The organism is Streptomyces umbrinus (assembly GCF_030817415.1).
Taxonomy (GTDB): Bacteria; Actinomycetota; Actinomycetes; order Streptomycetales; family Streptomycetaceae; genus Streptomyces; species Streptomyces umbrinus_A.
Window position 1 is genome coordinate 26,596 of the sequence record NZ_JAUSZI010000001.1, and the last position, 11,573, is coordinate 38,168.

An 11,573-nucleotide genomic window follows, 5' to 3' on the forward strand; every position below is an offset into this window, starting at 1 on the left:
TGGGCGGCGGTCAGCCGGAAGTACGGTCAAACGTGTGGATGACGGCTCGAAGCCGGGACCCGATCCACGCTCCGACCTGCGGGGATACGGCGTTACCGAACCCGTCGACCTGGCCGCTGGCGGGACCCCAGACGGTGAAGGTGCCGCGGTAGTCGCGGAAATTCACGTCGAAGCCGCAGCCTCGGCCGATCTCATGGGCAGCCATCATGCGGAAGTAGCAGTCCTCAAGCGGCAGATCCGTGAGCGCGGCCCGCCACTGCGCCATGAGCAGAGCAGTCGTGTCGCGGGCGGTGAGCGTGCCCAGCGGGTCACTGAGCGGGTGCGGCGCGGTCTCGTTCCCTGTGGCGCCGTTCTGCTTGAACCAGCCGGCGGCAGAGACGACGCCGGGGATCTGCTCGGCAGTGAACGTCGGCATCGCCTCGGTGTGCACCGCAGGGACGGTGTTCTTCCGGTAGGGGACGACTCCGGAGGACACCACGGCGAGGGTCTCCGAGCCGACCTGGGTGGGCAGCGGCTCGCCGACACCGCGCGGGCCGCCCTGGAAGTTGTCGACCGCGATCGCGACCGGCGGCGTGAGGAGCCCCGTGGTGTTGGTGGCAGGCTGAGCCCACAACGGCTGGTCGAAGCCACGCGAACGGCAGTTGGATCCCGGACGCTCGAATGTGTTCCCGGCGGCGGCGATGATCGCGCCGGTCGACAGCATCGAGGGCTCCTGCCGGCTGGTCTGCGTCACCACCGGCTGCCACGGATGCCGCCCGGAGCCGTGCACGGCCGGCGACGGAATGAGCACCGCGGGGAAGTCGGCGAACCGCTGGCGGCACCGTTCCGCGCGGGCCATCGTCGACCGTGCGAGCGGCCCGGTGAACCCGTCCTTGAACGTCTTGACCGGCTTGTCGCCGATCCGAATCCCGAGGTCGCTTAGATCGAGCGCAGCCAGCGACGGCGTCATCGGCGGGACGACTTCACGGCGGCAGCTCGGGCACCGGTAGTTGTACTGCTTGCCGTAGCGCACCGACCCGCTGTCCGGGACCCCGGTCTTCCACGTCCACACCGCCTCAACATCCCTGTCGCAGTGCAGGCACCGCGACACCGGCCGGTGGTCGAGGTCAGGGGCGGGCAAGGACTTGTCCCAGAACGCGATGTACAGCCGGTCGCGCGACTGCGGCACACCGAAGAACATCGAGTTCAGGTACAGCACCTTGTGCCGGTAGTTGAGCAGATCGAACTGCCGCAACCACCACCGGTAGGTGCTGCCGTCGCCGACCTTCGGGCGGTTCGGGAGCGCGGGCCCCCACGAGGTGAGTTCCGTCGTGCACTCAACGAGGATCAGCCGCGGGTGGTGCTTGGCGGCGTAGTGCAGGACGCACGACGCTGTCGCCCGATCCCGCTCGGACTTCGTGACCCGTGCCTCATAGTCGGGGTCGTCGAAGCCGAACAAGGTCAAGCCCTGCTCATATGCCTTGATCGTGTTTGCCTGGCTATGGCTGGTGCAGCTCACGCCCGCAGCCAGGAGGTCCGCTGCGGGGAGGTCCCGGGCGTCGTGGTAGTCGGCTGCTTCGGGGTCGACCAGGTCGGCGATCCAGTGCTCGGCCTCGGGGTGATTCGCCTCGTGGACCTGGACTTTGTACGGGTCGTGGTTTGCGGCCATGATCGTGGTGAACCCGGCGTCCCCAATGCCTTTGGTGAGGCCGCCGAAGCCGGAGAACAAGTCGACGGCGACGTAGTCGTCGTGGCGGAACCGGCGGCGTCTGGTGGCCGGCCGGTGCGTGGCGGTGCGGCGCTTCTTCTTGGACACGGGGGCCATCAGGCGACGACACCGACCCAGTCGAGTCCGTGGCGCAGCTGGAGGCGGCGGCGCAGACCGGCGCGGTCCCAGGAGGTGGTCGCAGCCCAGATGCCGGTGGGGGTCAACTTCGGGTTGGCGAGCGCCCACTTGAGGCAGCCGGCCGCGATCGGGCAGCCGCGGCAGGCCGTGCGGGCACGCTCGATGCGGTCCCGGTCGTCCTTGCTGTTCTGACCGAGCTCATGGACGAACAGAGCGGGGTCCGTGCGGCAGGCCAGCGTCGTGTTGGTGTGGGGGAAGGGGATCCGGGGATCGGCCTCGGGGGCCGGTGCGGTCGCAGTGCGCATGGATGAGCCCTCCTTGCGGAGCGATCGAAGAATGAGGGGAGAAGAGGTGCCGCGCCGTCAGGCGTGGTCGTCGGCGGCCTTGCCGCGCTTGGGCTGCGGGTCGGAGGCAAACCGGCCCTGCCGTGCTTTCACGGGGTTGGCGGTGATCCACTCCTCGGCACAGACCTTGTGGACCGGTTCGTCACGGTGGGAGCGCATCGGCGTCGGCTCCGTGCACAGCACGCACGGCAGGTCCCGCCAGCGGTCGAAATGCTGGTGGTGCTTCCAGACCAGGAGCTCGCCGGGAGCCGGAACCAGGCCCGGCTCGAACGGCTCCGGCTTACGGGGCCTGGCAGTCATGCGGCGGGCAGATGGGTGCCGGGGCGGCCTGGGCGGCGGCCGTGGACCGCGGGCGCGTAGGCGTCCTGACGGGTCGCCACATACCCGAGCGGCTGCTGGCCCGTCTTGACCTGATACATCGCCGTGTCCGCGCCGCGCAGGAGCCGGGAGGCGCCGGCCGCGTCGGGCAGGTCGGATGCGCGGGCGATACCGATGGACACCGCCGGGCGCAGGATCTGCCCCTCGATGTCGCGCAGCGGTTGCCCGTCGTGATGGACCGGCTGTGCCAGCACCTCGCGCAGCGCGAGGACCTCGCGGACCGCCGCGGCGCGCGGCAGCAGCAGCGCGACGCCGAACTCGTCACCACCCAGGCGGGCGGCGAGCCCGCTCCGGCCGGCGGCCCACGCACTCAGGCGACGGCCGGTCGCGGCGATCAGGGCGTCACCGGCGGCGTGCCCGAAGCGGTCGTTGACGGTCTTCAGGCCGTCGACGTCGGCGACCAGGACGTGCAAGTACTCGCGGCGGGCGCGGGCAAGCCGGTCGACCCGGTCGATGAGGATGTCGCGGCCGGGCAGGCCGGTGAGCGGGTCGCGGCGGGCGGTGTGCAGCTGGCGGCGTACGCGGACGTCGTCCGCGAGGACCGCCAGGGCGAGCGGCACCGCGGTTGCGGCGATGACGAGTGTGCGGGACGGCAGCCGTAAGGCGCCGGATCCGGGCATGATGGTCTCCGTTCTCGCCCTTGCGGGCGGGCATGGGAGAGGCGCACCCCGGCTGTCCAGGCTTGGGGGTGCGCCTCTTGTCTTTGATCATTCGTTCCTGGTCTGACCAGGCGGTCGGGCGTGCTGGAAGGTGCTTGTCGTCTCGCGACGGAGACGGGAAGCATCCGGGGCGGCCGGCCTGCCTCCTAGCTGTGCCATCTCAGGAGGTTGGTGCCCCGGCCTTGCTCATCGCTCGGTAGGCGGCGAGCATGTCGCCGATCTTCTGCCGCGACTTGCCCAACTCCCGGGCGATCTCGGCCTGGGTCCAGTCGCCGCTGTCGACGGCTTCGGCGATGGCGGCGCCACGCTCGTGGGCGAGCGCGCCCTTGGCGACGTCGATCAGTTCGGGGGCGCGGCGGGCCCGTTCGAGGGGAGGCAGCGCGGCGAGCTGCTGGAGCGCGGTGATGAGTTCGGGGAGTGTGGCCGGCCTAGTCATGGGCGTTCTCGTTTCTTCGTGCGGGAGGGGGCCGGTTTCCCGGCCCCCTCGGTTGGTCTAGTTCATGAACTCCGCGTATCCGCTCTGCCGGCCTTCGAGGACTAACCGGCCGGTCCGCCGGTCGCTGAGCTCCAACTTGTGGGTGCTGTCGTAGCGGGCGGCCCACTCGTCGAACATCTCGTAGGCGGTGTCCTCGTCGACCTTGAAGTAGAACCGCTTGACCGGGGTCTTGTCGGCGTTCTTGATCTCGATCTGGTAGGTCTTCATCTCCGCTGCCCTCTCTGCTGTTGTCGTCCTTACACATGTAAATGTACCCCCCTAAGGGGGTACGGTCAACCCTAGGGGGGTACATTCTTCAAGATTTTCAGTCCGGGGCTCTGACCAGGACTTTCGCGTCGCCGGTGCCGTGCAGCTGGTCGAAGGACGCCAAGCCGTAGACATCCCACAGCAGCTCTCGTTCGAAGACTTCGTGTAACCAACGTCCCGAGACACCACACCTAGCCGATGCTGCGGCCGTCCCCGGGGTCCCGGGCCGGTACCCAGTGGCTGACGCCGTGGTTCGGGCTGAGCATGGACGTATGGCATCCACACCGATGGACCGTGAGTCAGCCGACCGCATCGGCGATGCCGCGGCGCGGGACCCGGAGAGTCCGACCGCAGTGTCGGGATTCGATGAGCGGGCCGACGCGGCAGCAGAACGCAACGAGCCGGACGACTGGGATGACGACGACTGAGTGAGGCGGCTGCCGAAGGTGCCGTGGCTACGGCCGGCCACCCAGCGCAGGCACCGGCTGGACGCTGTGGCAGTCCGGGGTGCGGTCGTCGTGCAGGGACAGGCCGTGGGTGGGCCGGAGCTCCGCGAGGAGTTCCAGGAGGACCTCTTCCGTGTCGAGGACGATGTCGGTGTAGCCGCGGCCGCAGGTGCACGGCACGATCAGCGTCAGCACGTCGCTCGCCCCGTCGGCCTCCGTGATGTGCAGCGTGTGGTGCAGCCACAGGCCGCCGCCCAGGCTCGCCACCGCGGACGCCTCGAAGCGGCGGGTTCCGTGCTCGCGCACGGTGGGGTAGCCCTGCCAGGTGTCGGGGTCGACGGCCTGAGCGAGCGAGTAGGTGTAGGCGCGGTAGACCCAGTGCGCTGCGCTCGTCTCGGCTGTGTCGCGTTCTTCTTCCTCGGAGCCCTCGTCGACGGCCTCGGCGGCGAGCTCCATCAGGTGGGCCAGCGGGGAGTGCGGATCGTACGGGCGGGCCGGGGTGTGCAGGGTGTCGGCCATTGGCTCTCCTGTCCGGGTGGGGTTGTGCGCGGGCCGGGCTGTCCGGTCCTGCGCCCGGCCCCGCACCGGCCTCCGCGATCGGCGGCATGGTGCGGGGCGGGACGCGGGACCGTCAGGCCAGAGCGCCGATCGCGGCCACCAGCAGGAGGGCGAGAGCGGTCAGGATCAGGTCGACCGCACGCCGCAGGTACGTGAACTTCTGCACGGCGATGAGGGACAGGACCTGGATGCGGGCGGCCCGAGTGTCGCCGTCCATGCAGGCGCGGATCCCGTCTTCGTCCATGCCTGCCCAGTACGGGAACGACGCCCGGTCGTCGCCGCGCAGACGCGGCCTCACGACCAGGAGCAGCAGCACGGCCGCGGCGGCCAGGGCGAGCACGCCGGCCGCGCCGAAGACCCGCGTGACACCCGGCAGCTGGTTGTTGGCGAGGGAGGTGAGTCCGGCGAGGCAGGCTCCGGTGAAGGCGAGCAACAGACTCGACTTGCCGTCGGTGCGGGCGATCTCGCTGCCGACCGCGGCGCAGGCGGTGTCCAGGTTCGTGTCGACGTGGGAGTCGGGGACCGTGGTCATGGGCAGTGGCTCCTCTTCTCAGCCGTGCTGCCGGCGGTCGGTGGCGGTCATGTCGGCGATCGTTTCCTCGAAGGGGCGGTCGTTCTCCAGGACGGTCTCCGTGATGACCTCAGCGGCGCGGCCGCTGTCGCCGGCCTGTACGGCGGCCCGGAGTTCGGCGGTCTTGTCGGCGATGAAGCCCATGCGAATGTCCTCTTCTGTCGGAGCGGGTTCGTCGGTCACGCGGCCAGCGAGTGCGTGGCCGGGGCAGCGGTGTACGTGGTCGGGTCGGCCGGGGTGCCGTCGTGGCATTCCAGGCAGCAGCCGAACCTGCGCAGGGGCAGGCAGAAGTAGTAGCGGCGCTTGCACTTCGGGCAGGTCTGCCGGGCGGCCATCGCACGGTCCAGCGCCCGTTCCTGAGCCAGCGTCGGCGTCCGCTTCGGCTTCGCCAGGTCGACGCGGAACAGCCGGCCCCGGGTGGGGTGGTTGCACGAATACTGCGGCCGGTAGCCGCACCACGCGCAGCGCAGAATCGCGACCGGCCCACGGTTGCCGTCCGGGCCGCGGTTGTCGCCCGGGCTGAGGTTCAAATCCCTCAGCTGGCGCCAGGTAACCAGCCCTTCAGGGACGGCGCCGCGATCGTATTCCGGCAGGGTCGCGCGGCTGCGGGGCACCCGCTTGATCTCGCGGTGGCGCCTCTTCCTGGTCCGGGAGCGGGGCATCACCGCCTCCAAGGGCTGGGTAGCCGGGCCGGACGCCGCGGGTAGCGGGGGCCGGGCCGAAAGGGGCGGGGTCGGCCGATCCGGCGGCGCGGGCGGGGGATGAGCACGGCGGGTTCCTCCAGAGGTTGGAGCAGAGACAGCCGCGCCCGCCGACGAAGTGTTCGTCGGCGGGCGCGGTGGTGCGGTGCGGCAAGCAGCGGTGGAGGCGGCCGGGCTACGACGCGTCCGGGGCGGGCATGCGGGCCGGGATCGTGGCGGCCGGAGACGGCGTGGTCGCCGGGACGCTCTCGCCGCTCTTGGAGGCCAGGACGACGGCGATCACGATCAGGGCGATCAGCGCGAGGCGCACCAGGAGCGGCATCCTGCGCTTGGGCGGCTCAGGTATGAACCAGCCCCGGACCGGGGTGGTGGGGGTGGACCGGGTCCACGGCATGACGGAGCTCCTTGCGATCGGTGAGGTGGTGCGTGTGCCGGGAGGCCTGTCCGGACCTCGCGCCCCGCGCCGGAGCACGGTGAGGCGAGGACCAGGCGGAATGCCCGGAAGCGAACACGTGAGAGGGCCCGCACCCTCGGGGTGCGGGCCCTCCGCAACAGCGGAACGTCCGTCAGAGATCGGACGGGAGCTTCTCTCCGGTCTCCGCGTTGTACGCGATCCCGGTGGGGGACAGGCGGATTGAGCGGGATTCTGCCCGGTCGCCTTTCTTCCAGGCCTTTCCGCCGATCGCGATCCGGACGGTCACGTCGGCGAGTGGGTCTTCGACCGGCAGGGCGATCTCAGGAGTTTTGGGGAACCAGCGGTCGTTTCCGAGGGTGCTCTGGGCACTCTCTCCTGAGGAGTCGATGCGCAGATACCTGGCGTTGCGATCGAAGTAGCTGCGCAGTTCCAGGATGACGCGATCCCTGTCACTGTTCCAGTGCGCCACGACGTCCGCTTTGACCCCGTCGATGTGCAGCGCTGCGCCTGACCTGCCCTTGTACGCGGCGGCCTTCTCTTTGCGGTCCTGGGTTTCCTGCTCGTTCTGAGAGTGCTGCCACACGCCCCCAGCCGCGATGGACAGGGCCGCGACCGCGGCAACGTAGGGCCAGGTACGCCGACGCCCTCGCTCAGGCTGTCCGTCACCAGGCGTCGGTAGGGGTGCGGGCGGCTCGGGGACGCTGTGCCATGCCGGGGAGCCGCCGCTCTTCTCGAACCACTCGGCGTCACGGTCGTTACCCATGCCGGCGACGGTAGCGCGCAGCTGCGCGGCATGTCCGGGATCGCCTTGCAGTTCTGCCACTTGGGCCCGGGTCTCCGTCCAGGCAAGGGCCTGGCCGGAGTTGAGCCCGTGAGTGGTGATGTCCTCCCGCTCGCAGACGGCTGCCAGCTGAGCGGCCTCGTTGAACCGGCCTTCCATCGCGGCCTGGAGGACAGACTCGTGCCGGGCAAGGTCGTTGATGACGTTCGGCGGCATCGACTCCCAGTCCCAGTCGTCGTTATCTGCCGTGAACGGCGCGTACAGGTCCAGGTCCTCGCCCGGGTCAGCGGTCGGGTCGGCGTCGACCCTGGCGTCCTCGATCAGCTCCGGGACCGGTTCTGCCGAGGCGCCCGGTTCGGCGGTCAGGGACTGCTGTGCCATGCGGCGCCGCGACGACGTGTCCGTGAGCGTGGCTTCGTCCGTGGTCAGGATGGTCTGGACGATGTCGACGTAGTCGGGGCCGACCTTCCACACGGCCTGTCCCGGATCGAGGGTGGGGATCCTGTCGACTGCCCAGGCGGGCAGTCCGAGCAGGCCGCCGACGATCGCGGCCTCTTCCGGGCCCAGGCGTCCGACGTGGGCGATCTCGCACAGCCGCGCCAGGTCCTGGGCCTTGCCGTCACCCAGGTCGGACAGCGTGTGCATCACCACGTCCAGCGACAGCCCCGCTTTCCGCGAGTTCTTCAGCAGCCGCTGGATCAGCTCGGAGGTGGCCGGGGACAGCAGGATCTGCCAGGCCTCTTCGAGCACCAGGTGCCGGTGCACGGCGGTCGACTGACGCAGCCACACATGCTCTGCCCAGCAGGACACCGCGGCCATCAGCGACGGGATCGCGGGACTGTTGCGGTCCAGGTGGGAGAAGTCGAAGGAGATGATCGGCAGGTCCGTTTCGGGCAGGGTCGCGTCCTGGCCGTCGAAGAGACCACGGAGCGAGCCTTCGGTGAAGCGGGACAGGCCGATCGCGGCGCCCTCGCCCCACTCGGTCAGTTTCGCGGCCGGCCAGCGGCCGTCTTCCGGGCTGACCAGGGCGTCCACGACCCCGTTGAGCGAGGTCGCTTTCGGGTGGGTCAGCGCGTGCTGAAGTGCGTGGGTGGCCTGGTGGGTGAGCGCGCCCGGCTCGACCGCCAGGATCAGCGACCGGACCAGCTGCTCACGCACCTCGGTCGGGAACAGTTCACTGACCGGGTTCAGGGTGAACGAGCCGGCCTCGATGACCCGGCCTCCCAGGGAGCGCGCGAGCGGCGCCCACTCGCCGCTGGCGTCCTCGCCGAAACTATCGATGACGACGGCCTGGTGGCCGTGGTCGCGGATCTCGCGGTGCAGACGGGTCTTTGCGGTGGTGCTCTTGCCGGAGCCGAGACCTCCCAGCGCGAGCACGTTCGTCGACGGCAGCAGCCTGTCGGAGGTCTGGACGGGGGAGAGGTGGAAGGGCCGTCCGTCCAGCAGGGACCGACCGATCGGGATACCGGGAAAGCGGGCGCTGGAGGCGACCAGCGGAGCCGTGATCGCGGCGTGGGTGGTGGGCAGACGAATCACAGGATTGCCCCTTTCCGTGTGGAGGCTCCGTGCGGGCTGGTCATCACGTGGGCGCGGTGCTGCTGGCCCGCGAGCCAGTCGAGACGGATGCGGTGCCGGTCGGCCGCGAGCGAGGCCTGCCAGCGGGCGTCGGTGACGGTCTCGGGGCTGTCGGCCCACACGGTCAGGTAGGCGTCGACGTCGACGAGGGTCGCGCCGTTGACCAGCTCGCCGTGTGTCGTCCCGCTGGCCATGTCCTGCGCGTCGGCCTTCACTTTGTCGTTGGTGAAGGCCTCGCTCGCGGCGCGCTGCCACTTCGCGGACCGGCGGGACTGTCCCGCCGGCAGCGGCCGGTACAGCACCGCGACGGACCGGTCGGCCCCCGGACCCAGCAGCAGCTTCGGCATGAGGTCGCCGCTGGTCTCTTCGGGCCAGGCGGTGATGCGGGCCGTGGCCGCGTGGCGGCCGTCGTCCAGAGCGACCCAGCCAGACCCACGGCCGGTCACGGTGGGAACCGGCCCGGGGGTGAGCGGGGTCAGCGCCCCCAGGGCGGCGAACTCACCCGCCAGGCTGTCGAGGATCCGGCCCGGGTGACCGACCAAACCCTTGGGCACGTGAACGGAGATCGTCTGGGTGTGGGTGGTGTGCTCGCGGGCTGTGGAGTGGTGGGTGACGTGCACCTGCACGCCCGCCTGGCGGGCTTGGTCACCGGCGAACGTCAGCGCGCGGGCGAACGCCTCGTGGAATGCGGCCCGCAGCTGCGGGTCCTGCATGGTGCCGTGCTGCGGGTACAGCTGCCAGGTCGTGGTCGCTCCCGCGTGGCCGGCCATGGCGTCGGGGGTGGTGTGCTCGCGCAGGTGCCGGTAGCCGACACTCGCCCACCGGGCAATCGAGCGCGGGCCCGGCGCCAGGTTCAGCAGCGCCGCGGCCGCGCCGACCGCGCCGAACGTCCAGATCGGGGGTGGGGTGAGCATCGCCGACATCAGGACGGCGCCCCCGACCCCGGCGTTCGCTTTCGTCAGCAGGGATTCGACGGGGCTGAGTCCGCGCTGGAGGGCGGGAATGCGGTAGCCGGGGGTCAGGGAGTACACGGATGGAACCTCCTCAAGTGTGTGGCTGCGAAAGGGCCCTGGCCCTGGCGTTCGTTCTCGCCGCCGGGGGCGGGAGGGCGAACGCCAGGGCCAGGAACAGCCGGCTCGTTACGGGTTGGGGGACTGGTTTCGCGCCGCGCGCATCTGCGCGTTGCGCTCCGTGCGGTCGGCGGCATTCCTCCGGGTCCGCGCGACGGTGGACGCGGGGGTCAGCCGTCCCTTCCGCTCCTTCTGCTGGACGCCGTAAGCGGCGAACAGAACCCCGCGGTCCTGCGACATGGCGCGGCCTGGGCTGTCCACGGTGCGGGGGTGCCGCGGGGCGTTCTCCCGCTCATAGACGTCCGGTGCACCGGCCCGCACGACCGCACGGGCCAGCGGGCTGGCAGTGCGGCGTTCCACCATGGCCCGGGCACCGCGGGCGATCCGGGGCCCGAAGTACGGCACCCCGTGGAAAATCATCCGCAGCATCAGGGCGTCCGCGGCGACCAGGAGCACGGAGTCGACCACGAGCGACCCCTTGGTGAGTGCCGCGAACGGGCTGACCAGCAGCAGAGCGAACGGGGCGAACATCAACCCCAGCAGCCGCGTTGCCCACCGCTTGACCGCGTCCGTGTCGCCCCCGCGGGCCAGCGAAGCCAGCACCACGGGAGCCAGGCACACGAACGCGAGGATGCCGAGCTGGCGGGTCATGAACACCAAAGCGGCAAACGCCAGGCACACGACCAGCGCACTGAAGATGATCAGCAGGGCGAGCGGGTTCTCCTTGTCCGCCGCCTTCTCCATGTCCTGGCTGATGACGCCGAACAGGGTCCCCTCGTCACTGCTGAACGCGACCGTGAACGCCTCGCTCACGGCCCGGTTCAGCAGCATCACGATCCCCGGGACCGACGCCATGCCGACAACGGCCGCCAAGGTCCACCCGGTCGACGCCCCCATCTGCCTGAGGCGGGGAACGCCCTGCCAGGCGGTCAGGGCGCACACGACGACGACACAGGTGAAGATCGCGACAGCCAGGTGCTGACCGAGCCACAGGAACTGCTCGTACACCCCGCTGTGTGCCTTCTCCGGTGCCCACGCGTCTTTCGGCGCGATCAGTCCATTGATCTTCTTGATGAGGCTGTCGGCGAGGTCTCGGACGCTGGTGACCGCGCCGTCGGTGAGACCGCCGCCAGCGCCGCCGGTGCCGGGGGGACCGTCCGAGTCCCCCCGTTCGCAGTACGCCTTGCCCGGGCCCTTGATGGCGTCGCACGGATTGTCTGCCACCGCGGTCAGCCCTTGGCTTCGGTCACGGTGGAAAACAGCGTGTCCCCGTACATCGCCAACACGACGGCGACGAACAGGGTGCCGACCGCCATGCTCCCCTTCTTCAGCGCGCCCTTGGGGTCGTTCGACAGCTGCAGCAGCATCCGCAGGGCGATGACGGCGATCACGGCGGCGATGCCCTTGGTGACCAGACCGCCGCCGGTGAGGCCGATCGTGTCGAAGAAGTCCTTGAAGCCGGTGGACATGTCGACGGGCTTGGCGAGGGTGGTGAGCTTACGCATGGA

General features: G+C 70.2%; 16 protein-coding genes. 1 reads left to right on the plus strand and 15 read right to left on the minus strand.

The features are described 5' to 3' along the window. Positions 1 to 10 precede the first annotated feature (10 nt). The 6 genes from QF035_RS00165 to QF035_RS00190 all read right to left on the minus strand — a co-directional run bounded on the left by QF035_RS00165 (position 11) and on the right by QF035_RS00190 (position 3,909). Positions 11 to 1,804 (minus strand): DNA cytosine methyltransferase, encoded by a 1,794-nt coding sequence (locus tag QF035_RS00165; RefSeq protein WP_307517305.1) that lies wholly within the window; start codon positions 1,802 to 1,804, stop codon positions 11 to 13. Further along, entirely contained in the window at positions 1,804 to 2,130 is a 327-nt protein-coding gene (locus QF035_RS00170; RefSeq protein WP_307517306.1) for a WhiB family transcriptional regulator, read from the minus strand. Before QF035_RS00170 ends, QF035_RS00165 begins: the two co-directional genes overlap by 1 nt. 57 nt (positions 2,131 to 2,187) lie before the next feature. Then, positions 2,188 to 2,469 carry a hypothetical protein gene (locus tag QF035_RS00175; RefSeq protein WP_307517308.1) on the minus strand — a complete coding sequence of 94 codons (282 nt, stop codon included), beginning with the start codon at positions 2,467 to 2,469 and terminating at the stop codon, positions 2,188 to 2,190. Beyond that, complete coding sequence (locus QF035_RS00180) at positions 2,466 to 3,167, minus strand: GGDEF domain-containing protein (RefSeq protein ID WP_307517309.1); 702 nt, start codon at positions 3,165 to 3,167, stop codon at positions 2,466 to 2,468. Before QF035_RS00180 ends, QF035_RS00175 begins: the two co-directional genes overlap by 4 nt. Positions 3,168 to 3,366: 199 nt before the next feature. Further along, positions 3,367 to 3,642, minus strand: coding sequence for a hypothetical protein (locus tag QF035_RS00185; protein ID WP_307517310.1), 276 nt, complete (start codon positions 3,640 to 3,642; stop codon positions 3,367 to 3,369). Positions 3,643 to 3,699: 57 nt separating this feature from the next. After that, positions 3,700 to 3,909, minus strand: coding sequence for a hypothetical protein (locus tag QF035_RS00190; RefSeq protein WP_307517311.1), 210 nt, complete (start codon positions 3,907 to 3,909; stop codon positions 3,700 to 3,702). 311 nt (positions 3,910 to 4,220) lie between these two features. On the opposite strand from QF035_RS00190, the gene QF035_RS00195 reads away from it, so the two are divergent. Beyond that, on the plus strand, positions 4,221 to 4,376 hold the full coding sequence (locus QF035_RS00195) for a hypothetical protein (RefSeq protein ID WP_307517313.1): 156 nt from the start codon (positions 4,221 to 4,223) through the stop codon (positions 4,374 to 4,376). Between the two features lie 27 nt (positions 4,377 to 4,403). On the opposite strand, the gene QF035_RS00200 is transcribed toward QF035_RS00195, so the two are convergent. The 9 genes from QF035_RS00200 to QF035_RS00240 all read right to left on the minus strand — a co-directional run bounded on the left by QF035_RS00200 (position 4,404) and on the right by QF035_RS00240 (position 11,570). After that, complete coding sequence (locus QF035_RS00200) at positions 4,404 to 4,913, minus strand: hypothetical protein (protein ID WP_307517314.1); 510 nt, start codon at positions 4,911 to 4,913, stop codon at positions 4,404 to 4,406. A gap of 112 nt (positions 4,914 to 5,025) precedes the next feature. Continuing rightward, positions 5,026 to 5,484: a Pycsar system effector family protein gene (locus QF035_RS00205; protein ID WP_307517315.1), complete on the minus strand. Its 459-nt coding sequence runs from the start codon at positions 5,482 to 5,484 to the stop codon at positions 5,026 to 5,028. Positions 5,485 to 5,502: 18 nt separating this feature from the next. After that, complete coding sequence (locus tag QF035_RS00210) at positions 5,503 to 5,706, minus strand: hypothetical protein (RefSeq protein WP_307517316.1); 204 nt, start codon at positions 5,704 to 5,706, stop codon at positions 5,503 to 5,505. Next, positions 5,703 to 6,185 carry an RRQRL motif-containing zinc-binding protein gene (locus QF035_RS00215; protein ID WP_307517317.1) on the minus strand — a complete coding sequence of 161 codons (483 nt, stop codon included), beginning with the start codon at positions 6,183 to 6,185 and terminating at the stop codon, positions 5,703 to 5,705. Before QF035_RS00215 ends, QF035_RS00210 begins: the two co-directional genes overlap by 4 nt. Positions 6,186 to 6,399: 214 nt before the next feature. Further along, a complete protein-coding gene (locus tag QF035_RS00220) occupies positions 6,400 to 6,618 on the minus strand; it encodes a hypothetical protein (protein ID WP_307517318.1) in 219 nt (72 codons plus the stop codon). 172 nt (positions 6,619 to 6,790) lie between these two features. Next, complete coding sequence (locus QF035_RS00225; RefSeq protein ID WP_307517319.1) at positions 6,791 to 8,956, minus strand: hypothetical protein; 2,166 nt, start codon at positions 8,954 to 8,956, stop codon at positions 6,791 to 6,793. Beyond that, positions 8,953 to 10,026 carry a hypothetical protein gene (locus QF035_RS00230; protein ID WP_307517320.1) on the minus strand — a complete coding sequence of 358 codons (1,074 nt, stop codon included), beginning with the start codon at positions 10,024 to 10,026 and terminating at the stop codon, positions 8,953 to 8,955. Before QF035_RS00230 ends, QF035_RS00225 begins: the two co-directional genes overlap by 4 nt. A 108-nt stretch (positions 10,027 to 10,134) precedes the next feature. After that, a complete protein-coding gene (locus QF035_RS00235; RefSeq protein ID WP_307517321.1) occupies positions 10,135 to 11,289 on the minus strand; it encodes a hypothetical protein in 1,155 nt (384 codons plus the stop codon). 5 nt (positions 11,290 to 11,294) lie between these two features. Further along, positions 11,295 to 11,570 carry a hypothetical protein gene (locus tag QF035_RS00240; protein WP_307517323.1) on the minus strand — a complete coding sequence of 92 codons (276 nt, stop codon included), beginning with the start codon at positions 11,568 to 11,570 and terminating at the stop codon, positions 11,295 to 11,297. Positions 11,571 to 11,573 lie beyond the last annotated feature (3 nt).

Excerpts from the sequence above, each read along its gene's own strand:
- QF035_RS00165 (WP_307517305.1), bottom strand. The coding sequence starts at position 1,804 with ATGGCCCCCGTGTCCAAGAAGAAGCGCCGCACCGCCACGCACCGGCCG.
- QF035_RS00170 (WP_307517306.1), bottom strand. The coding sequence starts at position 2,130 with ATGCGCACTGCGACCGCACCGGCCCCCGAGGCCGATCCCCGGATCCCC.
- QF035_RS00175 (WP_307517308.1), bottom strand. The coding sequence starts at position 2,469 with ATGACTGCCAGGCCCCGTAAGCCGGAGCCGTTCGAGCCGGGCCTGGTT.
- QF035_RS00180 (WP_307517309.1), bottom strand. The coding sequence starts at position 3,167 with ATGCCCGGATCCGGCGCCTTACGGCTGCCGTCCCGCACACTCGTCATC.
- QF035_RS00185 (WP_307517310.1), bottom strand. The coding sequence starts at position 3,642 with ATGACTAGGCCGGCCACACTCCCCGAACTCATCACCGCGCTCCAGCAG.
- QF035_RS00190 (WP_307517311.1), bottom strand. The coding sequence starts at position 3,909 with ATGAAGACCTACCAGATCGAGATCAAGAACGCCGACAAGACCCCGGTC.
- QF035_RS00195 (WP_307517313.1), top strand. The coding sequence starts at position 4,221 with ATGGCATCCACACCGATGGACCGTGAGTCAGCCGACCGCATCGGCGAT.
- QF035_RS00200 (WP_307517314.1), bottom strand. The coding sequence starts at position 4,913 with ATGGCCGACACCCTGCACACCCCGGCCCGCCCGTACGATCCGCACTCC.
- QF035_RS00205 (WP_307517315.1), bottom strand. The coding sequence starts at position 5,484 with ATGACCACGGTCCCCGACTCCCACGTCGACACGAACCTGGACACCGCC.
- QF035_RS00215 (WP_307517317.1), bottom strand. The coding sequence starts at position 6,185 with ATGCCCCGCTCCCGGACCAGGAAGAGGCGCCACCGCGAGATCAAGCGG.
- QF035_RS00220 (WP_307517318.1), bottom strand. The coding sequence starts at position 6,618 with ATGCCGTGGACCCGGTCCACCCCCACCACCCCGGTCCGGGGCTGGTTC.
- QF035_RS00240 (WP_307517323.1), bottom strand. The coding sequence starts at position 11,570 with ATGCGTAAGCTCACCACCCTCGCCAAGCCCGTCGACATGTCCACCGGC.